Raw genomic sequence first — 23,949 nt, forward strand, 5'->3', positions numbered from 1 at the left:
TTGTCTTGCCTTGAATGATCTCCAGTACCAGCGCGCTCTTGCGGCGAGCTGTCCAGCGTTTGATCTCGTCGTCCATCAATGTGCTCAAGTGTCTCTCCAAGTAGATTAACACCTGAGCAGGAATTCAGTGGGTCATTACACCTTCGCCACCTCGTAAGTGGCTTCGCCCGAGAACTGCTCGATAAGGCGTTGCTCGCGGTCATATCTCACTTTGATTTCGGTACGTGGTCCGAGGCGGATGACCGATCCATCGTGCAGGCTGACGACCCGCCATTCGCCGGCCGCCGTCGTATAGGTCCCGCGCCAGTGCCATACGCATGTGACAGTGATCGCGACAGCGACGGTGATTGCGATCGTTATCACTGCCGACTTCCGAGGATGCCGGACGCATGCAAGGAGCTTCATTAACACGCACAAGCCGAGTCGCCACGCAATTGGGTTTTCTGACATGAGATTGCTGAATCAGATACGCGCAATCAATGACATTCCGAAAACGGAGAACAACGGGATCGAGTGGGAGCTTGCTTCCGGCGATTAGCCGGTGGCCTCGATGCGCTCCTGTTGTAATGTTTCCCTGAGGCGCTGCACCAGTTAGACCACGCGAGTGGTTAATTTGGACCCGATCACGGAAGGATGTCGGCAACCGAATCAGGGAATAACTGAGTAATCATATAGAAAGCAAAACGCCGCGCAGAGCGCGGCGTTCGCATGCGTGCAGAAAGTATCTGCCCCGAAAATATCTACTGAGCAGCAATCACCCGAATCTCCACCGTCCACTTCGGCTGCGCAAGCTTCGCCTCGACGCACGCACGTACCGGCGTGTTGCCCGGGCTGACCCACTTGTCCCACACCGAATTCATTTCGGCGAAGGTGCTCATGTCCGCAAGCCAGATGGTGGCTTGGAGCAGGCGAGTCTTATCGGTGCCGACGGAGGCGAGCGCCTCATCGATCTGCTGAAGAATGTCCGCAGTCTGCGCGGCCACCGATTGGCCGGCGGCGTTTTCGGCGACGTAGCCGGAAAGGTACACGGTGCCGTTGTGGACGACGATGCCGCTCATGCGGGGGCCGACATCGTAGCGTTCGATTTTGCTCATGGGCTTTCCTAAAGGTGGTCCCTTCGAGTGGAAGGTCGCGTAGTTTCCACGGCCGCGTTGTGCGCGGCAACCTTTACTTTCGGGCCGCCAGATTGTTGCCAGGCTTCACCGCGCGATCGAGGGCCGACTCGGACTGTGCATCCAGGCTGAAGACGAGTAACGAGCGGCCGGTCACGCCGTATGCTTCACCGGGCAGGAAGATGGCTTTGCGCCCCGTGGGTAGATCGGGAAGGTTGGTGTCGATCAACAGCGTCCAACGCGCCTCGGGTGTGTCGCCGGGGAGGGTGAACTCGACCAGATCGTGGAATGCATTGAGCACGATCAGCAGCGTTGCATCCTGCCCGCGCTGGCGAATGCCCGTGGCCTGAGCGCGGCCATCGAGCAGCATGCCGAAACACAACATGCCTTCATCGCCCCAGTGCTCATCGTCCATTTCCTTGCCCGTGGCATTGATCCAGGTGATTTCCTTCAGACCGATGCGCGGATTTTCCTCCGCCGACAGGAACCGATTGCGCCTGAGAATCGGAAACTTCGCGCGCAGCGCCGTCATCTGCTGCACGAAGCGCACGAGCGTCTCGTTTTTCTCCGCGAGCGACCAGTCGATCCAGCTGATGTCATTGTCCTGACAGTAGGCGTTGTTGTTGCCTTGCTGTGTGCGAGCGAACTCATCGCCGGCAAGCAGCATGGGCGTGCCTTGCGAGAGCAGCAGCGTCGCGAGGAAGTTGCGCATTTGCCGGCCGCGCAGGGTGTTCACATCTTCGTCGTCGGTCGGCCCCTCGGCCCCGCAGTTCCAGGAGCGATTGTGCTCGTGGCCGTCCTTGTTGTCTTCCTGATTGGCTTCGTTGTGCCGCTCGTTGTAGCTCACGAGATCGTTGAGCGTGAAGCCATCGTGAGCGGTGATGAAATTGATGCTGGCGTAGGGGCGCCGGCCATATTTATTGAAGATATCAGCCGAGCCGTATAAACGCGGCGACACCTTCGCGGCGGATGCCTCGCCTCGCCAGAAGTCACGAACGGTGTCGCGATACTGATCATTCCATTCCGCCCAGCCCGGCGGGAACTCGCCGACCTGGTAGCCGCCTGGCCCGCAATCCCAGGGCTCGGCGATGAGCTTGACGCGACTGAGCACCGGATCCTGCGAACAGGCCTTCAAGAAGCCGCTTTGAGTGTCGAAGCCGTTGTGCTCGCGCGCGAGAATCGTCCCCAGATCGAAACGGAAACCGTCGACGTGCATTTCCAGCACCCAGAAGCGCAGGCTGTCGGTGACCATCTGAATCACGCGCGGGTGACTCAGGTTCAGCGTGTTGCCCGTGCCGGTGTCGTTGATGTAGTAGCGCTTCTGATCGGGCAGCAGACGGTAGTACGAAGCGTTGTCCACGCCTTTGAAGCACAGCGTCGGGCCGCGCTCATTGCCTTCTGCCGTGTGGTTGTAGACGACATCGAGAATGACTTCGAGGCCGGCGTCGTGAAAGCGCGCCACCATCTCCTTGAATTCCTGCACGCCCTGTCGCGGATCGATCAGGTAGCGAGGGTCGGGCGCGAAGAAGCCGATGGAGTTGTAGCCCCAATAGTTCGTGAGCCCCTTCTCGAGCAGGTGGCTGTCGTAGACGAATGCGTGGATCGGCAGCAGTTCGACGGATGTAACGCCGAGTGACTTGATGTATTTGATCACTTCGGGCATGGCGAGCCCCAAGAAGGTGCCCCGCAGTTCCTTGGGCACCGCCGGATGTTTCATGGTGTAGCCGCGCACGTGCGTCTCGTAGATGATCGTGCGATCCCAGGGCACGATCGGGCTGACCGACTGCTTCCAATCGAAGTTCGAATCGGCCACCACGCACTTCGGAATGAATGGCGCGCTGTCGCGCTCATCGAAGGTCAGATCATCACCTTCAGCGCCGATGGTGTAACCGAACAGGGCAGGATCCCAGCGCAACTGACCGACGAATTCGCGCGCGTAGGGATCGATCAGCAGCTTGTTCGGATTGAAGCGATGGCCATTCTCGGGCTCGTAGGGGCCGTGCACGCGATAGCCATAGACGGTGCCCGGTCCCACATCGACCAGATAGCCATGCCAGATCTCATCGGTGTACTCGGGCAACTCGATGCGCTCGAGCTCGGTCTGGCCGTCGTTATCGAACAGGCACAACTCGACCTTGGTGGCATGGGCGGAGAACAGCGAAAAGTTCGTGCCTTGGCCGTCCCAGAAGGCGCCTCTGGGATGGGGCAGGCCCTCACGCAATTGCGATGCGAAGCTACGGCTCAAGATGGGGCACCCGATCGAGGAGAGACGAAGACCGCAGGTGCAACGCTCCGCGCGTAGGATCGTTCCCGAAATTGCGTGGAGGACGGCGGCTACTTTTTCTTCGCTTTGGCTCGGGTCGTTTTGCGACCGGCGCGGCGAGTGGTGGTCCTGCGGGGAGCCTTGGATGATTTCCGGCGGGCCGATGTCGAGGATTTCTTGGCGGAAGATTTGCCGTAGAGCTTGCGCAGCTCGTCCTTCGCGGCATCGAGCTTGCGTTTGCTGGATGCGGGTAATGTTTTTCCGGCGCGATTCTCGTAGAACGTCAGCATCGACATCGCGGACCGGTAGGGACTGGACCTCCGCTTGTGGCTGCGCTCGGCTGAGCGTTTCAACGAAGCTGCGATGCTGCGCGCACTGCCGCGGGTGAACACGCCTTTTTCCAAGGTGAGCGCGTCGCTGGTTTCGGTGACCCGTTGCGACCAGCGTTTCTTGCGAGCGGTGGCCATGCTGGCTCCGGTAACGTCAGAGGTCGCTGACTGAATGACTCAAGCGAGGCCATCGTTCCCGAGAGCGAGCGGTCGGGCTATGTGAGTGACAAGGTCCAGGTTTCGGCAACCAGCGATTGACCGAAGCTCACGTGCGGTTCGCTGTGTTCGAGCTTGAAGCCCGCCGATTGATAGAGCTTGCGGGCGGCGAGCAGGTTGCTCTGGGTCCAGAGCGTGATGCCCTTGTATCCAGCCTCACGCGCAAAATCGATGCACGCCTGCACGAGCATCCGGCCGACGCCGAGGCCGCGGGCGCTGTCTTCGACCAGCAGCAAGCGCAGCTTCGCGACGCCGTCGGAGCCGCGAACCAGCATGATGGTGCCGACGGGCGCATCGCCGAGCTCGGCGATCCAGCAGCGCTCTTTGGTCGCATCGAGCTCCCGCAGAAACTTCGCGCAAATTTCCGCGACGAGGGCTTCGAATTCGGCGTTGAAGCCATATTCCTTTTCGTAGACGGCGCCGTGGCGCTGAATGATCCAACCCATGTCGCCTGCGCGATGAGTTCGTAGCTTCACGGTGGTGCTCCTCGTAACCGGGTCGAGTAGGGACTGCACCTGGCGCAGGTTGGATTGCAGCTGCAGCTGTTGATGAGAGGGAAGTGGCTCGAGCAGCTTGGCCACTTCATCTCGCGCTTGCTGATTCAGTGCCTCGAAGGCTTTGCGGCCTTTGGTTGTCAGTGTGAGCAGGGACTTGCGTGCGTCGCTTTCCGAGCGCTGACGTTTCAAGAAACCGCGCTTCTCGAACAGCGCGAGGATTCGGCTGACGTAGCCGAAATCCATCCCCAGGTTTCGCACGAGGTCCGCCGCCATGACGTTCTCGCCGTTTGCGATTTCGTACAGCACCCGAACTTCGCTCAGCGAGTAGCCGCAGCCGAGCATTCCCTCGCCGAGCACGCCGATGGTCTTGGTGTAGAAGCGGTTGAACTGGCGAACGTCGGCAATGATGGAATCGATCGCTGCGCTCATAGACGGACGGCGTGACTTCCTTGGGTCTGCAGACCATCGCGCAATTACTTGACGCTGTCAAGTATCGACCTTCGACCCGCTTCTGGCAGGTTTTGGTCGGGCGCGGCGTGAGCGTGCAATCAGCCGTTCGTAACGCTCGCGGCGACGCTCCACTTAGCGCACAATTCACCCGTGCCCAAGCTCCGCGGATTCATTCTCCAAGCCAGTTATCGTATCGCCTCCGGCCCGGCCGGAACGCGTATCCCTGTCATACATATCTATGGCCGGCTGGAGGATGGCGGCACCTTTCTGGTCCGCGATAACAGGCAGCATCCGCATTTCTATATCCGCACGAGCGATGTGGAGCGTGCGAGCCTGCTGACTTCGCAGCAGCCGACACCACTGGAGAAGCGAACGTTCGATGGCGAGCTGGTGTCGCGCTTCGCCATGGAAACGCCGACCGACGTGCCGCCCTTGCGCGATCGTTTGCACGACGTGGGCATCGATACTTACGAAGCTGACGTGCGATTCGCGATCCGATACCTGATCGAGCGCGGCATCAAAGGGGGCTGCGAGATCGAGGGTGAGGCGAAAGCGGGCGAGGCCATCACTTGGATCTTCGACAATCCGGTGCTGAGGCCGGCCGACGTGCGGATCGAGCCGCGCGTGCTGTCCTTCGACATCGAGACCGATGCCAAGGCTGAGCGGTTGCTCGCAATCTCCATGTACTCGAACGAGATCGACGAAGTGCTGATCGTCGATGGCAGCGACCGGCCGATGCCGGAGAAGGCGACGCGCTGCCTCGATGAATATTCGGCGCTCAATGCCTTTTGCGAGCGTGTGCAGCGGCTCGATCCCGACGTCATCACCGGTTGGAACATCGTCGATTTCGATTTCACGGTGCTGCAGCGACTTGCTCAGCGGCTGCGTCATCCGTTCAACGTGGGGCGCGATACGGGCGCGATCCGCATTCGTAAGGCCGAAGGCTATTTCGGCAGCGGGCAGGCAAGCATTCCCGGTCGCCTCGTCATGGATGGCATCGACCTGCTCCGTGGCGCCTTCGTGCGCATGGAGGATTACTCCCTCGACGCCGTGGCGCGTGAAGTCCTGGGCGAGGGCAAGGCCGTCCACGGCGATGTCCGCGACCGTCTGGCGGAGATCCTCCACAACTATCGCAACGATCTGCCGGCGTTCGCCTTGTACGCCCGCACCGACGCGCGGCTCGCGTTCGAGATCGTCGCCAAGCTCAATGTGATTCAACTCGCGGTGGCGCGCAGTCAGCTCACTGGCATGACGCCGGATCGGGTCGCTGCCAGCATCGCCTCGTTCGACTTCCTGTATCTATCGGAGCTTGAGAAACGCGGCATCGTCGCGCCCACGGTGCGCTCCAGTGACTCGCGCGTCTACGAGGCGCAGCAGGGCGGTCACGTGCTTGAGCCACTCACGGGGCTGCACAAGAACGTCTGGGTGTTCGACTTCAAGAGCCTGTATCCGAGCATCATCCGCACGTTCAACATCGATCCGCTGTCGTTTGTGGCGCGGCCTGCGCCGGAAGACGATCTGATCGAAACGCCCGGCGGCGCATTTCGCAGAGAGCCGGCGATTCTGCCCCGACTGCTCGATGAGTTGTTCCCACGGCGCGATGTCGCAAAGAAGAACGGCGATGAGGTCGCCTCGAACGCCATCAAGATCCTGATGAACTCCTGCTACGGCGTGCTCGGCACGCCGGCGTGCCGCTTCTACAACCCGGCGCTTGCGAATTCGATCACGGGCACGGGCCGCGAAATCCTGCTGTGGTCGAAACAGTGGTTCGAGAACGCGGGCTACACCGTGCTCTACGGCGACACCGACAGCTTGTTCGTTCGCTCTGGCATGCCGGACTCGGAGCAGGCGCGAGCGCAGGGCAAGGAACTCGCGGCCAAGCTCAATCAGGACATCGCCCGATACATCGGGGAGGAATGGCGCGTCACCAGCAAGCTCGAGCTCAAGTTCGAAAAGCTGTACCTGCGACTCTTCCTGCCGCGCGCGCGAGGTAGCACGAGAGGCGCGAGCAAGCGCTACGCGGGCCTGCTCAACGCCAATGACATCGATGGCGTGCAGTTCGTGGGAATGGAGGTCGTGCGACGGGATTGGACGGCGCTCGCCAAACAGGTTCAGCGCGAGTTGTATCACCGCCTGTTCACCGATCAGCCTGTCGACGTGTATCTCGCCGACATCGTCGGCAAGGTGCGCGAGGGCAAGCTGGATGAGGCGCTCGTCTACAAAAAGAACCTGCGGAAAGACACCGAGGAGTACACGGCCACCACGCCGCCGCATGTGGTCGCAGCCCGCAAATCGACGCAGCCGCTCGGCAGGCTGATCAGCTACGTCATTACTACCGCGGGACCCGAGCCGATCGATAACATCCAGCATCCGCTGGATCGTGAGCACTACGTCATCAAGCAGATCAAGCCGGTGGCGGAGCCGGTGCTCGCAACCCTGGGCTTGGATTTCGAGCAGGTCATCGGCGACAGCCGCCAGATGGACCTGTACTCGCTATTGGACGTGCGCTGATCTTCAGGTGGCTCGTCGGCGCGCGCCGTTTCGAGCGCCAGAGGCCGCGCGAGGCGCGCTGGCATGGGCAGCGGCCTTGTTCTTGCGCCGCGCGGTCTCGATGAGCTCGAGCACTTCGCTGATGATGTTTTCCATGATCGTGCGCGCTTTGTTCGCATCGCCGGCTTCGATCGCGTCCAACACCTTTTTGTGAAGGCCCACGTCGGCCTGCGGCACGCCCTTCACCGAGTTGGTGAGGCGAATGGAAATGCGCAGGGCTGCGTTGATGACATCTTCGAGTTGCGCGTAGAAGCGATTGCCGGTGGCGTGCAACACGGCCACGTGAAATGCGATGTCGGATTCGAGCGGATCGTCTTCACCTTGGGCCGCGAGCTTCATTCGCTCGATGGCGCGATGAATGCGGGCCAGGCCCTCGGGTGTGGCGCTACGTGCGGCGAGCGCGGCGGCCGACGGCTCGATGGCGAAACGCACTTCGGTGAACTCGGCGAGCAGTTCCAGGGAGAACTTTCTTTCCAGCAGCCAGCGCAGAACGTCCGGGTCGAGCAGGTTCCAGTTCTTCTCAGGCTCAACCCAGGTGCCCTGCCGCGGCCGTGCGCTGAGCAGGCCCTTGGCGGTGAGCATCTTCACCGCTTCCCGCAACACTGTGCGGCTCGCGCCGAACTGTTTGCAGAGCTCGGCTTCGATGGGGAAGGGCACAGCATCGCCATAGGCTTGGGTCACGACGGCGTGCCCCAGCTCTTCGACGATGGCGTAGGTCAGGTTTTGTCCGCTAGGTTTGCGCATGCTGCCTGGCTGAAAACATTGAGCCTGTGACACTAGAGAGCAACATAACACGCTCAGGCGTTGGCGGAGCCTCGCGCCTGGCGCCACGCGCTGACGATCGCCGCGGCGCGTGCGCCGACATCGGCGGCGGCCCGGCCTGGCGCATAGATGTCGGAGGCGAATCCGACGCCATCGATGCCAGCCTCCGTCCATTCGGTCAGCGTCTTGGCGCCGACGCCGCCGACCGCGAATACTTTAATCGGTGGCAGCACGGCCCGCAGCGCTTTCAGATGCTGCACGCCATAGGTGGAGGCGGGGAACAGCTTCAGCGCCGTCGCCCCGGCATCGATCGCCTCGAAAGCTTCGGTGGCGGTCGCGAATCCCGGCATGGAGACCAGGCCAAGCTCGGCAGCTCGGGCGATGACGGCCTGACTGACGTTCGGCGTGACGATCAGCTTGCCACCGGCCTGGGCCACGGCGTCGACTTGAGCCGGCTTCAACACCGTTCCAGCACCGCACAGGCACTGCTCGCCATAGCGTTCGGTCAAGCGGCGGATGCTCACCAAAGGCTCGGGGGAGTTCAGCGGCACTTCGATGCCGCGAATGCCGGCGTCGACCAGAGCCGCCGCGACATCCAGGATTTCATCGGGGCGGATGCCACGCAGGATGGCGACCAGAGGAGGCAGATCAATGACCGAGGGCACGAGAGCTACTCCGCAGAATGGGCAAGGGCGTTGAGACCCGCGACAGTCAGCTCCGTCGCATCCAGCGGCAGGGACTTGATGCCGTGGGCGGACAGGGCGGTGCTGTAGAACGCCGCGAGCTTGGGCGCCCCAATGATCGGCACGGCCGAGACGGTGCGCAACGTTCCATCGAACAGGGGCAATGCGCCCAGTACGTCCTGGCCGATGATGAGGCCGGATAGAAAGGCGGACGCTTCGGCGTGCGTCATGCCCTGGATCAGCTGGCGGGAGCGCACTTCGAACAACAAGTGACTGAGGGGTACGGTGCGCAACTCGCGGCTACGTTGCAATCCCGCATCGAACCCGCGGCGTTCGGCATCGTCGTTCGTTTCGGCGGCAGAGGAAGCTTTGAGCAACGTGCTGCGATCCCGAAGCAGGGCGTACAACTCGCCTGACAAGCTGGTCTGGAACGACTGTAATTTGCCGTCCTGGACTAGCGCCCATTTGGTGTGCGTGCCGGGCAGGGCGATGATGTTCCGTCCGCGCCCGAGCTGGGGATGCGCGGCGATTGCGCCCAGGATCTGTGTTTCCTCACCGCGCATCACATCGGGCGCGCCTTGGGGATTCGTGCAGGCGACGCCCGCGCCGATCGCGATATCGTGGCCCCGAGCGCTGAATCGCAACATGGAGTTGCGAAGCTCGGTCGCCCCGGCGGGGCAAGAGGCGTAGGGCACTTCGCGCCAGCCGTTGCGCGACCCCACCATGCCGGCCAGCCAGATGGGGAGTGCGCCTCGCTCGCGCGTCCAGGGCGCGATGGCGTCGAACAAGGTGGTTTCGGGGCTCGTGGTCAACGCGCCGATGCCGGCGCCATCGACCTTGTCGAGCACGGTGGCGCCGCGGCACAAATGCAGCCGCAGATGGGTCGTGCCCCAGTCGCCGGCGATGTGGGTAGCAGTGTCGGTCATGCACGGGATTCCATGATGGCCTTTTATATGATTAATAAGCTTCGTCGTAAAGCCCAAGCTGGAAAATTTTAGCGTGATCCAACGCTTCGACAGGGATGCCATGCAAGGGAAAGCAGGTTTTGCGCGGGCGCTGCTCTGGGGCGCCTCGCTTGGTCACCCCTGAAGTTCTAAGCGAGCGACCGGTGTCCCAATCGCAACGCTCGGAGCGCCGATGTCATCAGGGCTGGCGACGGCCCTGTGCTGTACTTGAATCCTCACAATCTCACCGCGATGCCGCAGGTGAGTGCTCTTCTTCGAGGGTTTCATGTACGACTGCAGGCGCTTCTTCATCGATGGCGAATGGGTGACTCCGGCCGGGCGCAAGGAATCGCTGGTCATCAATCCGGCGACCGAAGAGCCGGTCGGAAAGATTCTGTTGGGCACCGCCGAAGATGTCGATGCCGCGGTCCGCGCTGCTCGCGCCGCCTTCGAAACCTACTCGCAAACTACCCGGGAAGAGCGTATCGCGCTGTTCGAGCGCATCCTCAAAGTGTACGAGGCGAACATCGAACGGCTCGCGAAGGCGGTATCGGACGAGATGGGCGCGCCGATGCAGCTGGCCGTGCAGGCGCAGGCCGGAAGCGGCTTTCGTCACTTATCGACGGCACTCACCATTCTCAAGGACTTCGAATTCGAGGAGCGCCTCGGCACGACGCAGATCCTGCGTGAGCCCATCGGCGTGTGTGGCTTGATCACACCTTGGAACTGGCCCCTGAATCAGATCAGCTGCAAAGTAGCGCCTGCGCTCGCGGTCGGTTGCACCGTGGTGTTGAAGCCGAGTGAAGTGGCCCCGGTGACTGCGCATATTTTCGCCGAGATTCTGGCCGAAGCTGGCGTGCCCAAGGGCGTGTTCAATCTGGTGGATGGCGATGGTCCGGGCGTGGGCGAGCCGATCTCGCGCCATCCTGACATCGACATGGTGTCGTTTACGGGCTCGACTCGCGCTGGTGTGCTCGTCGCCAAGGCGGCGGCAGACACGGTCAAGCGTGTGTCGCAAGAGCTCGGCGGTAAATCGGCGAACATCATTCTGGAAGATGCCGACCTTGCGGCCTCGGTGGCGCATGGCGTGAACTGGATGATGACCAACAGTGGTCAGTCCTGTAACGCACCCTCGCGGATGCTGGTGCCGGCAAAGCGGTATGACGAAGCCGTCGAAGTGGCGCGGAAGACTGCACAGCAACTGGTCGTGGGCGATCCAAAAGCGCCTGGTGTGACCACGGGGCCGCTTGCCAACAAACTTCAGTTCGAGCGCGTGCAAGCGCTGATCGCCAAGGGCATCGAAGAGGGCGCGAAGGTGGTCATCGGCGGCATCGGTCGGCCTGATGGCATCGACAAGGGCTATTTCGTCAAGCCCACCATCTTCGCGGGCGTGAATAATGAGATGACCATTGCGCGCGAAGAGATCTTCGGGCCCGTGATGGTGCTAATTCCGTACAAGGACGAAGCGGATGCGATCCGCATCGCCAATGACTCCATCTATGGCCTCTCAGGTCACGTGCACTCGGGCAACATCGAGAACGCACGTCGCGTGGCGTCGAAGCTGCGCACGGGGATGATTCACGTGAACGGCGCCGCTCGCGACATGTTCGCGCCGTTCGGCGGATACAAACAGTCGGGCAACGGTCGCGAGTGGGGGCGTGAGGGGTTCAAGGAGTTTCTAGAGACCAAGGCGGTGATGGGTTACTTCACCTGACTCGACGTCGATCGACCCTGTGGCCTTCCGTCCGAGTGCGCGGGTACCCTGAGTAAGAGAATATACGCCCAGTTCCAAATGCATCCTGCGGCGGTCTTTGCCGGAAGCAAAGTCGACGGCCGAACCAGGGAGATTGCATGCGTAGCAACAGGGGTCGCTGGTTTCTCACGGGCACTGGCATTGTCCTCGCCTCGGCGGTGTTGCTGGCGTTAGTCGGTTGTGTTTCAGGAAAAACCTATCGAACTCGCTTCGATACGGCTGCGCTCTGCACCGCAAGCAGTTCCGAGGATTGTCCTGGCGACATTCTGCACGTGCTCGCCACCGATCCGGTGGTTCGAAAACCCGCGCTGATGAGCTATGTGGAGTTCGACGATCAGGGGTATCCCCGCGAGCCACAGAGCAAGAAGCTGTTGATCGAGGAGCTCGAGTCACTGGCAAACGATCATCCTCTGCTCCTCGTCGTCTTTGCGCATGGCTGGAAGCACAATGCGGCTGCAGGCGATACCAACGTCGAAAGCTTCCAGTCGCTATTGCGCAAGCTGGCTGCAGCTGATGCCGCTGCCTGCACGAATGCGGCTCATTGCCGAGACCGGCAGGTGGTGGGTATCTACATGGGTTGGCGGGGGCTTTCGAACTCCCTCGAGCCGTTCAAATCCCTGACATTCTGGGCCCGCAAAGGTCGCGCACATCGAGTGGGCATGGACGGAGGTTCCGAGTTGCTCGCCGAGCTGTCACGGCTGTCGCGGCAGAAGCGGGCGCGAAACCATGAAGGTGCAAACCGTCTCGTCATCACCGGGCACAGCTTTGGCGGGGCGCTCGTCTACACGGCGCTCAGCCAGGCGCTCCTTCGCGGCATGCCGTTGACGCCGGGCGAACCGATCAGCCGCGACGTTGCCAACTTGATCGTTCTGGTGAACCCGGCGTTCGAAGCGGCTCGCTTCGAGTCCATCCATCGGAAATCTCAAGTGGCCTTCGCCCCGGGTCAGAAGCCCGTGCTCGCCATCTTCACTTCGCAGGGCGACAAGGCGACCGAGATGGCGTTCCCGCTGGGTCGCAAGATCGCCACGCTTTTTTCCGAACACCGCGACTCCCGCCAGCGTGCGGAGAATGTGACGGCGGTCGGGCACTATGAGCCATTCCAGACCCACACGCTCAGGGTCGTGGAACCTTCCTCTATTTCATTGCGCGCGGCTGCTTGTGCCTGGGAAGGTTTCACGCGAGGAGACGTGAATGAATGGCATGTCGGCGAATTGGTTCTTCGTCGCACGCCGGAGCAGGAGCAGAGTGTCGGGAGATTTTCGCCGTATCTGAATGTCGCGGTGGACGACGCCATCGTGCGAGGTCACAACGGCATCTGGGAACAAACGTTTGCCGATTTCCTCTATTACTTCGTCGCTGCGCAGGAGGCGCGCTCGTGCGCCACTCCTGTTCCTGTTCGGCCCGAAGGGGAGTAGCTCGCGAATCGAGCTAACGAACGAAAGCGGCGCAGTGGCGCCGCCTGCATTGCGGTAGATGCAACCTTTTCGGGGCATTCGTGCATCAAAGCGGGAAAAAGGGACTGCACCCGGACCGCTGCATGAAATTTCTGCCGCTCATTTGGTCAGGCATCTGGCGCAAGCCCGGACGAACCATTCTCACGCTCATGCAAGTGATCGTGGCGTTCGCCTTGTTCGGGGTCCTGCAGGGAATGAAAACGGGCGTGGATGAGGCCATCGCCGGGGCGCGCGCCGATGTGCTCTTCGTGGCGCCAGCTGCGTTCGGCGGAGCGCCTCTGCGCCGAGCCGATCTCGAGCGCCTCAAGTCGGTCCCTGGCGTGAAGACAGTCGCATTCGCCGACGGCTTCCTCGGGACTTATCAGAAGCCCACGCAGCCCGTGTACGTGCTGGCGATCGAAAGCAACGAGGTGTGGTTGACCCTGATCCCGGAGATCTTCCAGGTGGACCTGAAGGATCTCGAAGCTCTGCGAAGAACTCGAACGGGCGTGCTGATCAACGACGATATCGCCAAGAAGTATGGATGGCGTATTGGGGACCGGATCCCCCTCACGTCGACCACTCTGCAGACCAACGGGTCTGGGAGCTGGGTCTTCGACATCGTGGGGACGTTCACTGCTCGCGAACTCAGCCAGGGCGGCTACATCGTGGCGAACTATTCCTATCTGGATGAAGCACGGGCGCTCAACAAGGGCACGGTGCGCAACTACTACGCCGTCGCCGCCGATCCGACGCAGGCGGCGGCAGTCACCGAAGCCATCGACAATGCCTTCGCGAATTCGCCCAACGAGACGAGAACGGCATCGTTCAAGGAGCTGGCGCAACAGGAGATGCAGTCGATCGGGGATCTGGATTTTGCGATCCGCTCCATCGTGAGCGCCGTGCTCGTGGCGCTGCTGTTTTCACTGGCGACCATGATGATGCAAACGACTCGGGAACGAACCTCCGAATTGGCCGTCCTCAAGACGTTGGGCTTCTCGGATCGGACCGTTTTCCTCTTGCTCCTGGGCGAAGCAGTCGTGGCGTGCATCGCCGGAGCAATCATGGGGCTCGGGCTGGCGATGGTCGCATTTCCATATGCGGCGAAGTTCGTGCCGGGGCTGTCGATGCCGATGGTCGTGATCGAAGTCGGTGTGATAGGCGCAGTACTGGTCGCTTTGTTCAGCGCGTCCGTGCCCGCGTTCCGGGCATCGAAACTCGCAATCGTCGATGCACTGGCGGGTCGATAAGTCATGAAGTTCACCAGACAGTTTTCGGCGCTGCTGCGCATGAATCTGGCCGCCATTCCCCAACGCCTCGGGTTGGTGCTCACCATTGTGATTGGGGTTGCTTGCGCGGTCGGGGTGCTCGTGTCGATGTTGGCGATGGGCGTCGGGTCGAGGCGAGAGGCGATGGGGAATGTGCGATCTGATCGCATCGTTCTGATGAGCACCGGCGCCCAGGGCGCACTCCAGAGCAGCATCGGGAAGGAGATGCTGCCGTTGATCTATGACCTGCCGGGTATTCGTCGAAACGAGGAAGGCAGGCCGATGGCTGCGGCACAGGCATTTCTCTTCACGCAGGCGCGTAAGAAGGGGACGGGCGACCCAATGGGCTTTGCGATCATTGGTGTGACTGCGGGACTTGCCGGCATTCAACCAGAGTTGCATCTGACAGCCGGGCGCATGTTCCAGCCAGGACTCCACGAGCTCATCGCCAGCAACAAATGTGCTCGTCAGTTATCGAACTTCGCCGTGGGCGACAAGCGAGTCATGCGAGGCGCCGAGTGGGTGGTCGTGGGGAATTTCAATTTGGGTGAGGGCGAGGGGACCTGTGTGGTCTTCGCGGATGCCGAAACCATTCTGTCTGCATTTCGGTTGAACACTTACAACCAGGTCACGGTGTTGTTGCAGTCTGCCGATGCATTCACCCAGCTCACCGACGCCCTCAAAGCAAATCCGACCATTCGGGTCGAAGCCAAACGCGAAGCCGAAGTGGCAGAGCAGAGCATGAAGCGGTTCAACGGGATGCTCAACTTCGTCACTTACTTCATCGGCGCCATCATGGCCCTGGCGGCGACGATCGGGGCTGCGAATTCCCTCTACGCAATCGTCGACAGCCGGCGGCGCGAGCTTGCGACCCTGTGCGCCCTGGGCTTCACGCCGGGGCCCATCATCATATCCATCCTGGCCGAGTCCACGCTGCTGGCACTACCCGGCGCACTCATCGGGGTGGCGCTTGCCTGGCTATTCTTCAACGGGTTCACCGCGAGTCCATTTGGCTTCAGCTTTCAGCTTGCGGTCACGGCGCCGATTGCTGGGCTCGGCATCGCCTGGGCGCTCGGCATGGGCATCGTTGGTGGCTTGCTGCCGGCGTTGAAAGCGGCGCGCCTGCCGGTGACAACGGCATTGCGCGCGACCTAGGCCGGTTAGCCGGTATCTAACGATGCGACCAGTGCGTCGATGTCCTCGACAGGCGCGCTTTCGCAAACAAATCGTTGCAGCAACGCAAGCGCCATGGTTTCGCTTCGCTCGGTGTGGACCAGATTGATTTTGAGGTAGTCAATCGGCGATGTGTCTTGCCAGCCTTCGCCCCACTTGGCAGTCCACGACCCGAACTAAAAAGTGAGATCACTGTTCGCCCCTGGTGAGAGATGGCGACGTCCCGGAACATAACTTGGGGCTCACCGTTCATCGAATATACCAACATCGTGGGCGAAGTCATGTTCGAGCAGTTCCGCTCAGCGTACGTGGAGGTGAACGAAACTCGTCTGTTTGTGCGCTCGAAGGGCAGTGGCAAGCCACTGTTGTTGTTACATGGCTTTCCGCAGACACATTTGATGTGGCGCCGAATTGCCGGGGTGCTGGCCGAAAACTTCTGCGTGGTTTGCGCGGACCTGCGCGGCTACGGGGCCAGTGATGTGGTGGTATCCCGCCCGGACCATTTCCCATATTCGAAGCGTGCGATGGCAGCTGACATGGTGCAGCTGATGAGCGCGTTGGGGTTCGAGCGCTTTGCCGTCGCGGGGCACGATCGCGGAGCCCGGGTTGCGTATCGCATGGCGCTCGATCATCCCAAGAGCATCGAGCGACTCGCTGTTCTCGATGTCGTTCCCACACTGGATGCCTTCGCTCATGCGGACGCACGGCTCGCGCTCGCTTTCTGGCCATGGTCGCTGCTCGCGCAGCCGGCGCCGCTGCCGGAACGTTTGATCGGGGCCGATCCAGAGGCCGTGATCGACCATGCCTTATCTGCGTGGGGATCGTCCGCCGGCAGCTTTCCACCCGAGGTCCGGCAAGCGTATATCGATGCGCTTCGCGATCCCGCTCGCGTTCACGCCATTTGCGAGGAGTATCGAGCGGCAGCAAGCATCGACCTGGAAATGGACCGCGCCGATCGGCAAGCAGAGCATCGCATCGCTTGCCCTGTGCTCGTGCTGTGGGCGAAGGGCAGCGGGCTCGACACCTGGTATAGCCAGTTCGGTGGACCGTTGGGCGTGTGGCGTCAATGGGCAAACGACGTCACCGGCCGCTCCATCGCCGGAGGTCATTTCTTCCCGGAAGAGAATCCGGCCGAGGCCATCTCGGCGCTAACGCGATTTTTCGAGGACTCGTCGGCATCGGCGATCTGCACGATGTGATACGTGTAGGACACGGTCATCCTGTGCTGCGTCTGGGATGGTCGCGTATTGAGCACAGTTGCGCACACGAGCCAGCTCCCGTGCACGGACTGCGCGACCACGTCTCTCCAATAACTGCCGTCGCCGCAATCGATGAGTGCGGAGTCGAGTGAAGGATGATCTGCGCTAGGAAGAGTGGCGCAGCGGGCAGTGCCATCGGAGACGCTCAACCTGAGCCGGGTAGCACGTGCGTATTGAGGCAATCGAAAGCACTGCGTGAGGCACGCTGCTACAGGTGTCTGCGCTGGGGGCTGCCACAGAGCGGTGTCGCCCGCGACCAGCGTGATCGTGCGTTCCGCCTTGGACTGCAGGAACACTTTCGGTTGCAGCCGGGTATCGCCAACCGCGTCGGAAACAATGGCCGCCAGTTCAGGGTCACGCAGAGACAAGCCGAATGCAGGCATATGGGCGCAATCGGCAGTGGCTGCTCGTGTGACCTGGTGGCCCGCAATCGTAGCGAATGCGATCTCGCTGGTGGACTCCGCGCCGGCGGGAGAGCATGCGATGAGGGCGATAAGGGCGATGCTTCGTCGTATCCCCATGGACGTATCTACCCGTCAAAGCGATCCATGAATACAAAGTGACACATTAATATATGGGCGCTGGTGTCGAGTCAAATGCCGTGAACAAACGATGAGGCTTTTATCGAAGACGATATATGTCTGTTCCTCCGGCGAGAAATTCGGATAGCCTTGGCCGGGTGTTGTGAACAGGGAGTTCGCGCTCATGAAATCACGGTTGTTAACTTGTCTGATGGTGGCTGCGGTCCCGCTTTCTGGAGTGTGTGCGGAGAAGCCGGAACCCAACCGAATTTACTCGATGGACGAGGTGCCTGCGGAGGTGCGTGCGATTGCCGCGAAGATGGCGATCCATCAAAAGAAAATCGTCGGGGCCATGGACCCGGATTCACTGCCCTTGAGTGACTTGATGCGCAGGCGGCTGGCTGCGCTCTCGACAATTGCCGAGCCTGGTTTAACGACGGCGGATAAACAGATGCTCGCCTCTTATGGCGAAACGGAAGATGCGGTTCTGACAGAGATAGGTGCGAAGGCCTCTGCACGGTTCGGCGCAATTTGCACGCAGCTGAATGGAGGCGCGCGCGCGGACGCAATTCACGACGTGCTGGCAATGCAGTCGGCAGAGGAGCGGCAGACAGCGGAGTTCTATCAGTCGGTGCTGACTTCGTTGTCGGAGGAGGGGCAGCGCGCGTTGACCAGCTATCTGCGAAGGGTGATCGCGCCAAGGATCACGAAAGTGACGGTCGACTTCGCAGGGTTTGCGGCCGAGTTGCCGGAACAAGCATACGCGCAATTGAGCATCGCCTGCGATCCAGCGCGGCGCGCTCCCAACGCCAGCGGTACACCCGGTGAGGTTCCCGGTGATGTGCGGTTTGGAGATTACGGCACCGGCTACTGAACCAGCGGGCCCGTCATTGTTGTCATCTTGCGTGGGTTGCATGGAGGCTCTCATGTATTTCAAATCCTGCTTTGTCGTCGCCTTGCTGAGTTTGATTTCCTGGCAGAACGCAGCTGCGTTCACACATTCATGTGAGTACGGTCCCCCGCCCGCAGGCTCGCCACCGAGCTTGTCGAATCCCGCGGTGTACGCGCGGCTGGACTGGACCTTATCGGAGAATCCGACCGCCAACGGTCTTTTTATGCAGAGTCGAGCGTGGGATCCCACGAACACGGATCTTGGAACATTGCAGCTGGTCGTGCCGCTGCCTGCGTCTGCCCCAGGTTGGTGGATACACGCGGTGGCATTTGGAAGCCCCATCCCGGTCGGTGAGTATCGGGTGGGCTCGCAAGCCACGGCGTTTGTGTACGTCTACTTCGAAGGGGCGTTGTGGATGGTTGAGATCGGCTACTTGTCGGCGTGCCAGGCGGCCGGGCACATTCCTTAAGAAGAGACGTCCGCGATCGCGCGGATCGAACCAGTAAAGACGTCCGCCGCGCTCATTTCGCAGGGAGTGAGCGCGGTGTGCCGGACAATCTGAAACTGCAGCCCGGAAACTCGACTAATCTTGCGCCGGTACGGTGACGAACGTGTTCACGCTCGAGGGCAGAACCTCGAACTTATAGGGCACGAACAGCGCAAGCTCGAGCAAGCCCATTCGTACCCAGCGCACCGGCCGGTCGATTCCGGTCGCCACGATCTTGTAGTCCTCGCCGAGCGCGGCGGTAATGTTCTTCGCGTCCTGTGCGAAGAGGGTAATGATCTCGGCGCGATAGCGATGCGGAGCCACGATGCTGATGTCGACGTCGCCATCCGGATCGAGCTTGGTGCGTCCGGTCACTTTGATGCCCGAGACGAAGTCTTTCAACTTGCTGATCAACGCCTGGCCTGGCCATTGGCGCCTTGCTGTGGAATCTTGGTCTTGACGCTGATGCGGGTTGCGCTCGTATCCGGACGGTCGCCATTGCGCAGCACGACCGTCGCCGAATCCACCTTGAGCGCGATGACGAGATCGTTTTCATCGATCACGCTGAGCTCTATGCTGCCGTCCCTATTTGCGGCCGCCAGCGCCGTGCGCAGCGTCGCGTAGATCTCATCCTTGCGTGCTTGTGCCTCGCGCGTGTCGTTCGTCACATTCACCTGCAGAAGCAGGTAGTCTCCGGTCTTTCGTAGGAACGTTCCAGGCATCGTGGCGCCTTCCTCGGTGCGCGCACCTGTGACGACGACCTCTTCGACATTCTGACCCCAGGACGAGGTCGCTACGATGAACAGACCAGCGATAGCGAACAGCTTTTTCATAGCGGATGCGGCGCGCAGCATGCTCAGAGCTCCGGAATATTCTTGAAGACCAGCGGAATGGTGGGCGCGATGCCAGTGCCCTCGACCGTCCGAAACACCATCATTGTGTTCACCGCGCGCGGCCGCGTGCTCCCTTATCCCGCTTGTTCTTTTCGCGCTCGTTGGAGATCGCGCGCTTGCTTATTATCAGAAGCAACAATCACAAGCAATCAATCGGATAAGGACCCTGCACGACGACTACTCGACTTTCCATAAACTCAAGCTGATGCCTCCCCATCGGCCTCCCTCGAATCGATTGTGAACGGGATCCCATGATAGTGCCCAGAGCACTCCGCTATCCGGCGCACCTTCCAATGGATGCTCGCCTCGAATCCACACACGGGACAACAACGCTCTTCCTTCGGCCGGTCCAGGCAGGAGCACCGCCCGATCGCCAGCCACCAGTTTGATGAGCGCAGGTTCCTTCGTCCAGATGGAATTCGGATCGGGGGTGTGAGTGAACTTTACGACGAGATGTCCGGAACCGGCAGCAGTCGCGCTCGACTCTGGGTCGAGCAACGGCAGCCCGCCGGTATCGGTATCGATCTCTCGTTCGACGCTCGTCACCGACACGAGCACTCGTTCGGCGGGGAGGCAGAAGCCGGTGGTTCCGATGATGTTTGTGTCTTGGCCGCGTTCAGTACGATCGTATTTGAGCACGCGCTTGCCGAGATCCGGGAACGCCGTCTTCGTCAAATAACCGAGGCGGACCAGTACATCCAAGTCTGCTTCCGCGTCGCCCTCGAAAGGCACTTTCCCCGCGCTCGGATCGAAGTTCATCGCAGGCTTCCCAACCAGTCTGAGACCCCGAAGGCGAGAGCATACGGGATACGTCTTTATCAGATCCTGAATCGCACTGGCGATCTCTTCGTTCGACGTCGAAGCCGCCGGCATCACCGCAATGAGCTCTGTTTCATCGTCGACGAGAGCTGTCGCGTAGCCGGAGAATGCAACACAAGCAGCGAACACGCAGACTTTCAGACTGCTGATCAGCATTTGAGACATCCTTCGTCCTTGCGAAATGCGATCACGTGAACCCGGATTTCCGACCGCCTTGAGTCTGTTGTGATACGACGCGCCCGTCAACGTCGGCGCGGCAGCGCTCTCGAGCGCGCAGTAGCCACTAGTCGATGCAGGTAATTCCGAGGGGCGAGTTCACGAGTGCCGCAGATTCCTCTCCATGAGCGGCTCAAATAGGCATTGAGGTTAGGGCGGGCTCCGTCGAGATCGAGCAGCGCTTTTTTCCTCGTCTTTGCCACGGGTCATCTCTTGAAGTGGACTCATACGGTCGCTGGTCAACCGTCCCAAGTCCTGTCCAAGAATTCTCGGTAGGATCCAATGAGGACGCGCGCAACCCTGACGAGCAATGGCCAGACCACCATTCCGAAGAAGATCCGGGATGGCCTGCGGATGAAGACCAGGCTGATGCCAATGTTCTCGTCCCGTTTTTGATATGCGACGACGAGCAGCAGTTCGACCGTACGCAGCACGAACACGCGATCGAATAGGTAGCTGAATCAGGATGGACATTCGGCTAAACCCTGATTTGCGTAGCGAGCAGTGGCCAACCCGTTGACAATGTTCCACTGCGATTGCAACTATCTTCGGCGTGAGAAATGGCTTTGGACGGCCAAGAAGAGCCGGACGCCGAATTGTGCGTTTTCGGAAGGGAATGATCGATGAAAGTCTTCACAATCGCTCTTGCCGCCGCACTTTGCTGTGCAAACGCCGCTGCAGCACCGCCGCCCATTGCCGGTACGATCACCCAACTGAGGGTTCACTCCGCCAACAACACGGAATCGACTGCCCGCGGTACGATGATTCTGCAGCTGTCTACTGCGGCGACTAATGGCTGTGTCTGGTTATTTATCAAGTCGGACGACAAGAACACGCTATCTACTGCGTTATCGGCGAAACTCGCTGATCGAGCCGTGACCGTTTACTACGACAACACGGTCCTGCCAGCCTGGGGAGATCCAACCACCTGCGCTGTGACCGCCATAGAGATTTCAGGCTAATGGACCCGGTAAGTGCAGGGCATGGCTAGGTCGAGTGATAGGTCGCAAGGCGAATGCTGGTCAGTCTTAAGACGGACCAAGGTCTGGACGTAATGACGAGCGGCTTCGGTCTGGCTGAAAGCAGTGAAAAGATCCAGCGTCGGAACTGCCGTGACGCTGAACACCCAGCGCTTTCGAATAATCCATCGCAAGGTCCCGGTCGGTATCAAGGCGACCAGCACCTGCTTGCCTGACGCCCTCCGCGCTTCTGCGCAACCGCCCTTGGCTTCCGTGGAATCGAGCTAATCCGACACTTACCTGCGGCGTTGGAGCTTGATCGCTGCATCGTCGCTGGAGAAGTGGCAGCGAGCACGCGGCCACCCTAACGTTTGCTCAGAGCGCGGCGCGCCTAAGTCCCACACCAAAGGAAGTCTATCGCCGTATCTCTGGCGGCTAGGAGATCAAGTCTCTCTGTCGCATGCGCTCGTAACGCGTGACGGTTACGCTACGAGTCGGCATTCGTCCAAACCCTGATTCGTGACGCCGGCGAAGAAAAATGCATTGACAGTATTCTATTGAGCTTGCAACTTATATATATGAAGTCGGCATGCAGCGCGGTTGCCAGCATGCGAACACCTCCGGAAGAACTCGTCAACAAAGGGACTTGTGGATGCACAATCCAGTTGCTCGCTGGTCGTTTGGCCCGATTCTGGTATTTGCTATTTCTCTTGGCGCGGCTCACGCGCAAGTCTCCTGGGAGTACGAGTGGCTGGGCGAAGGGATCGTCTACAGACCTAGCGTAGTCGCGGACAGGGACGGAACGATTACCGCGTTCATCGTCGACCAGGACGACAGATCGCTCAAGTGCCGTCGCTTGTACACCGATGGAACATCGAGTGGCTGGGAGACGCTCACGGATATCATCGCGGCTTCCGATCCCTCTGCAGTATCGCCCACACCTGAGCAGATGACTGTTTTTATTCGGGGCACTGCGGGCGGCATCGGTTATAGATCGTGGCTCGGACTCCCTTGACATTGCTTTACGGGAACGCTGTATCGAGTGGACCGCGGGCAATTGTCGTTGGCGGCGGCCGAATGGCGGTCTTCACGTTGGCGATAGCAACCACATCCGTTATCGTTTTTTTGACGGTTCGAATCAAAAGATGGCGCACGGATAGCGGCTATCCAACAACTGCGCAGGTGAGTGCAGCGCCATCGGCAGCGACGGTTTCGGTTCGCATGCAGTGATTCCGTGTTTCGGATCCTCCATGCGGGTCTTCTGAAGATGATCGGCGCGATTTTTTTTGCGTTGATTGGGAGAATTGACATGAAACGACTGCGATCACTGATTGGGGGCGCGCTATTGATGGCTGCCTCTGTTTCTGCTCATGCATACACAGAATGTTCCGGACGGGTGACACAGGTCTTCGTGGACTCGGCGGTATATGTTTGGTTTGATAACGGGCTGGCATGGCAAAAAACGCCTTTTTTCGGCTCAACTCCGGGGGAACTCCAAAGTCAGGCTGCTGTGAAGAATATATTGGCCGTCGCAACAGTGGCGCTGACTACAGGTCAATCGATGGCGGTCAGATTTACTGCGGATGGAGTCTCCTGTTCTGGAAACCAGCAGTCGCAGGAAGTTTGGGGCGTGTATCTGAACGCGACATGATTTCGTACCCTCCGATCCGCCGGCTCACCATGTGCGCGCTTGATGAAGAAGCGTCTGATTTCGGTGTAGCCGGCGGGACTGCGCACCATCGGTTGCGTCACGATCCGGCGTCCGGAGCAAGAAGCGTCGACTCTCACCATTGTGACGGCATCACGCGCTGGTTGCGGCGTTTGCCACACATATCTTTGGACGCCGGTGCGTATCTGCTGACCTGATGCAAGCACTGGATCAAGCCGCTCAGTGCGTGTGCTACCGCCGGGCGCTTGCTAGCGTTTCGCCCTCCGCAAAAATTCGATCTGGCTACTGAAATGGCTGGCGGGCGCAACTGTGGCATGATCAATGGATCCATCCACGTTTCATGAGCGCGACGCTGGGACGCCAAAGCGCAGCAGGACTGCTGCTCGTAGCGACGCTTGGCGCATGTAGTCGCAAGTGGCTCCGGCCGATGTCGCTTCAGGGCAGCGGTGGGTCGCCGTATGCGACACCCTAGCGTTAGATAACTGCCAGGTTCGTTACCTGCTTCGGAAGGGAATGTTAGTGAGATACGGGTTCAACCAGCAGCAAGTGTCGCTCGATCGCATGTTCGAGCGGGACCCCTTGATCCGCAGCTGGCTCGACTCCCTCGTGGTGGAAGTGCCCTGATCGAGGTTGCGCCCTAGTTCGCGTAGGAACTCGAGCTGGCCGGGTGGAGCCGCGAAGATCGAGCGTAGACCCAAAGCAAACCGTTCAACCCGATCGCGCGCGAAAACGCGCGCTGCGGGTTTAACATCGGAGGTTGCGAGGGAAACAAGATGGCCTCTGACTCTGCCTTAGTCACGC

The 23,949-nt window shown here is 60.4% G+C and carries 22 protein-coding genes and 1 pseudogene; 11 read left to right on the top strand and 12 right to left on the bottom strand.

Annotated features, from left to right (window positions below; translation table 11 throughout):
* The 6 genes and pseudogenes from VGD45_RS34150 to VGD45_RS19505 form a co-directional block, all read right to left on the bottom strand.
* Positions 1–88: pseudogene (locus VGD45_RS34150) on the bottom strand (DUF1153 domain-containing protein); the annotation flags it as partial.
* A 47-nt stretch (positions 89–135) separates the two neighbouring features.
* On the bottom strand, positions 136–363 hold the full coding sequence (locus VGD45_RS19485) for a FecR domain-containing protein (protein WP_331157013.1): 228 nt from the start codon (positions 361–363) through the stop codon (positions 136–138).
* Positions 364–740: 377 nt separating this feature from the next.
* On the bottom strand, positions 741–1,094 hold the full coding sequence (locus tag VGD45_RS19490) for a RidA family protein (protein ID WP_331157014.1): 354 nt from the start codon (positions 1,092–1,094) through the stop codon (positions 741–743).
* A 73-nt stretch (positions 1,095–1,167) separates the two neighbouring features.
* Entirely contained in the window at positions 1,168–3,357 is a 2,190-nt protein-coding gene (gene glgX, locus VGD45_RS19495) for a glycogen debranching protein GlgX (RefSeq protein WP_331157015.1), read from the bottom strand.
* An 89-nt stretch (positions 3,358–3,446) separates the two neighbouring features.
* Positions 3,447–3,842, bottom strand: coding sequence for a DUF3175 domain-containing protein (locus VGD45_RS19500; protein WP_331157016.1), 396 nt, complete (start codon positions 3,840–3,842; stop codon positions 3,447–3,449).
* A 77-nt stretch (positions 3,843–3,919) separates the two neighbouring features.
* A complete protein-coding gene (locus VGD45_RS19505; RefSeq protein ID WP_331157017.1) occupies positions 3,920–4,846 on the bottom strand; it encodes a helix-turn-helix domain-containing GNAT family N-acetyltransferase in 927 nt (308 codons plus the stop codon).
* Positions 4,847–5,017: 171 nt separating this feature from the next.
* On the opposite strand from VGD45_RS19505, the gene VGD45_RS19510 reads away from it, so the two are divergent.
* A complete protein-coding gene (locus VGD45_RS19510) occupies positions 5,018–7,378 on the top strand; it encodes a DNA polymerase II (RefSeq protein ID WP_331157018.1) in 2,361 nt (786 codons plus the stop codon).
* 3 nt (positions 7,379–7,381) lie between these two features.
* Here the strand turns inward: VGD45_RS19510 and VGD45_RS19515 are convergent, their stop codons facing one another.
* The 3 genes from VGD45_RS19515 to VGD45_RS19525 are packed head-to-tail and all read right to left on the bottom strand — an operon-like array spanning position 7,382 to position 9,788.
* Positions 7,382–8,161, bottom strand: coding sequence for a FadR/GntR family transcriptional regulator (locus tag VGD45_RS19515; protein WP_331157019.1), 780 nt, complete (start codon positions 8,159–8,161; stop codon positions 7,382–7,384).
* 53 nt (positions 8,162–8,214) lie between these two features.
* On the bottom strand, positions 8,215–8,844 hold the full coding sequence (locus tag VGD45_RS19520; RefSeq protein ID WP_331157020.1) for a 2-dehydro-3-deoxy-6-phosphogalactonate aldolase: 630 nt from the start codon (positions 8,842–8,844) through the stop codon (positions 8,215–8,217).
* 5 nt (positions 8,845–8,849) lie between these two features.
* On the bottom strand, positions 8,850–9,788 hold the full coding sequence (locus VGD45_RS19525; RefSeq protein WP_331157021.1) for a 2-dehydro-3-deoxygalactonokinase: 939 nt from the start codon (positions 9,786–9,788) through the stop codon (positions 8,850–8,852).
* A gap of 304 nt (positions 9,789–10,092) precedes the next feature.
* Here VGD45_RS19525 and VGD45_RS19530 point away from each other — a divergent pair, with 304 nt between their 5' ends.
* The 7 genes from VGD45_RS19530 (at position 10,093) to VGD45_RS19560 (ending at position 18,574) form a co-directional block, all read left to right on the top strand.
* The gene (locus VGD45_RS19530) at positions 10,093–11,520 is read left to right on the top strand and encodes an aldehyde dehydrogenase family protein (protein WP_331157022.1); all 1,428 of its coding nucleotides are present in this window, start codon (positions 10,093–10,095) and stop codon (positions 11,518–11,520) included.
* 137 nt (positions 11,521–11,657) lie between these two features.
* On the top strand, positions 11,658–12,974 hold the full coding sequence (locus VGD45_RS19535; protein WP_331157023.1) for an alpha/beta hydrolase: 1,317 nt from the start codon (positions 11,658–11,660) through the stop codon (positions 12,972–12,974).
* 122 nt (positions 12,975–13,096) lie between these two features.
* Positions 13,097–14,242, top strand: coding sequence for an ABC transporter permease (locus VGD45_RS19540; protein ID WP_331157024.1), 1,146 nt, complete (start codon positions 13,097–13,099; stop codon positions 14,240–14,242).
* Positions 14,243–14,245: 3 nt separating this feature from the next.
* Positions 14,246–15,415, top strand: a complete 1,170-nt coding sequence (locus VGD45_RS19545) for an ABC transporter permease (protein WP_331157025.1) — start codon at positions 14,246–14,248, stop codon at positions 15,413–15,415.
* Positions 15,416–15,714: 299 nt separating this feature from the next.
* Positions 15,715–16,632, top strand: coding sequence for an alpha/beta hydrolase (locus VGD45_RS19550; protein WP_349263321.1), 918 nt, complete (start codon positions 15,715–15,717; stop codon positions 16,630–16,632).
* A gap of 765 nt (positions 16,633–17,397) precedes the next feature.
* Positions 17,398–18,087: a hypothetical protein gene (locus VGD45_RS19555; protein WP_331157027.1), complete on the top strand. Its 690-nt coding sequence runs from the start codon at positions 17,398–17,400 to the stop codon at positions 18,085–18,087.
* Between the two features lie 52 nt (positions 18,088–18,139).
* Positions 18,140–18,574 carry a hypothetical protein gene (locus VGD45_RS19560; protein WP_331157028.1) on the top strand — a complete coding sequence of 145 codons (435 nt, stop codon included), beginning with the start codon at positions 18,140–18,142 and terminating at the stop codon, positions 18,572–18,574.
* A 114-nt stretch (positions 18,575–18,688) separates the two neighbouring features.
* Here VGD45_RS19560 and VGD45_RS19565 read toward each other — a convergent pair whose 3' ends face one another.
* The 3 genes from VGD45_RS19565 to VGD45_RS19575 form a co-directional block, all read right to left on the bottom strand.
* Positions 18,689–18,994 (bottom strand): hypothetical protein, encoded by a 306-nt coding sequence (locus VGD45_RS19565; protein ID WP_331157029.1) that lies wholly within the window; start codon positions 18,992–18,994, stop codon positions 18,689–18,691.
* An 8-nt stretch (positions 18,995–19,002) separates the two neighbouring features.
* Positions 19,003–19,446: a hypothetical protein gene (locus VGD45_RS19570; protein ID WP_331157030.1), complete on the bottom strand. Its 444-nt coding sequence runs from the start codon at positions 19,444–19,446 to the stop codon at positions 19,003–19,005.
* Between the two features lie 216 nt (positions 19,447–19,662).
* On the bottom strand, positions 19,663–20,460 hold the full coding sequence (locus tag VGD45_RS19575; protein WP_331157031.1) for a hypothetical protein: 798 nt from the start codon (positions 20,458–20,460) through the stop codon (positions 19,663–19,665).
* Between the two features lie 683 nt (positions 20,461–21,143).
* Between VGD45_RS19575 and VGD45_RS19580 the strand changes: the two genes are divergently transcribed.
* The 3 genes from VGD45_RS19580 to VGD45_RS19590 all read left to right on the top strand — a co-directional run bounded on the left by VGD45_RS19580 (position 21,144) and on the right by VGD45_RS19590 (position 23,130).
* Positions 21,144–21,482, top strand: coding sequence for a hypothetical protein (locus tag VGD45_RS19580; protein WP_331157032.1), 339 nt, complete (start codon positions 21,144–21,146; stop codon positions 21,480–21,482).
* Positions 21,483–22,131: 649 nt separating this feature from the next.
* Positions 22,132–22,494 carry a hypothetical protein gene (locus tag VGD45_RS19585; RefSeq protein ID WP_331157033.1) on the top strand — a complete coding sequence of 121 codons (363 nt, stop codon included), beginning with the start codon at positions 22,132–22,134 and terminating at the stop codon, positions 22,492–22,494.
* Between the two features lie 294 nt (positions 22,495–22,788).
* Complete coding sequence (locus VGD45_RS19590) at positions 22,789–23,130, top strand: hypothetical protein (protein WP_331157034.1); 342 nt, start codon at positions 22,789–22,791, stop codon at positions 23,128–23,130.
* Positions 23,131–23,949 lie beyond the last annotated feature (819 nt).

Origin of the sequence: Steroidobacter sp. (assembly GCF_036402275.1) — a bacterium.
Classification (GTDB): Bacteria; Pseudomonadota; Gammaproteobacteria; order Steroidobacterales; family Steroidobacteraceae; genus Steroidobacter.

Bases quoted from the DNA above. Each gene is read 5' to 3' on its own strand.
- VGD45_RS19580 (WP_331157032.1), top strand. From the start codon at position 21,144: ATGAAAGTCTTCACAATCGCTCTTGCCGCCGCACTTTGCTGTGCAAAC.
- VGD45_RS19490 (WP_331157014.1), bottom strand. From the start codon at position 1,094: ATGAGCAAAATCGAACGCTACGATGTCGGCCCCCGCATGAGCGGCATC.
- VGD45_RS19540 (WP_331157024.1), top strand. From the start codon at position 13,097: ATGAAATTTCTGCCGCTCATTTGGTCAGGCATCTGGCGCAAGCCCGGA.
- VGD45_RS19530 (WP_331157022.1), top strand. From the start codon at position 10,093: ATGTACGACTGCAGGCGCTTCTTCATCGATGGCGAATGGGTGACTCCG.
- VGD45_RS19550 (WP_349263321.1), top strand. From the start codon at position 15,715: ATGTTCGAGCAGTTCCGCTCAGCGTACGTGGAGGTGAACGAAACTCGT.
- VGD45_RS19555 (WP_331157027.1), top strand. From the start codon at position 17,398: ATGAAATCACGGTTGTTAACTTGTCTGATGGTGGCTGCGGTCCCGCTT.
- VGD45_RS19525 (WP_331157021.1), bottom strand. From the start codon at position 9,788: ATGACCGACACTGCTACCCACATCGCCGGCGACTGGGGCACGACCCAT.
- VGD45_RS19535 (WP_331157023.1), top strand. From the start codon at position 11,658: ATGCGTAGCAACAGGGGTCGCTGGTTTCTCACGGGCACTGGCATTGTC.
- VGD45_RS19515 (WP_331157019.1), bottom strand. From the start codon at position 8,161: ATGCGCAAACCTAGCGGACAAAACCTGACCTACGCCATCGTCGAAGAG.
- VGD45_RS19505 (WP_331157017.1), bottom strand. From the start codon at position 4,846: ATGAGCGCAGCGATCGATTCCATCATTGCCGACGTTCGCCAGTTCAAC.
- VGD45_RS19500 (WP_331157016.1), bottom strand. From the start codon at position 3,842: ATGGCCACCGCTCGCAAGAAACGCTGGTCGCAACGGGTCACCGAAACC.
- VGD45_RS19570 (WP_331157030.1), bottom strand. From the start codon at position 19,446: ATGCTGCGCGCCGCATCCGCTATGAAAAAGCTGTTCGCTATCGCTGGT.
- VGD45_RS19575 (WP_331157031.1), bottom strand. From the start codon at position 20,460: ATGCTGATCAGCAGTCTGAAAGTCTGCGTGTTCGCTGCTTGTGTTGCA.
- VGD45_RS19560 (WP_331157028.1), top strand. From the start codon at position 18,140: ATGTATTTCAAATCCTGCTTTGTCGTCGCCTTGCTGAGTTTGATTTCC.
- VGD45_RS19585 (WP_331157033.1), top strand. From the start codon at position 22,132: ATGCACAATCCAGTTGCTCGCTGGTCGTTTGGCCCGATTCTGGTATTT.
- VGD45_RS19590 (WP_331157034.1), top strand. From the start codon at position 22,789: ATGAAACGACTGCGATCACTGATTGGGGGCGCGCTATTGATGGCTGCC.
- VGD45_RS19545 (WP_331157025.1), top strand. From the start codon at position 14,246: ATGAAGTTCACCAGACAGTTTTCGGCGCTGCTGCGCATGAATCTGGCC.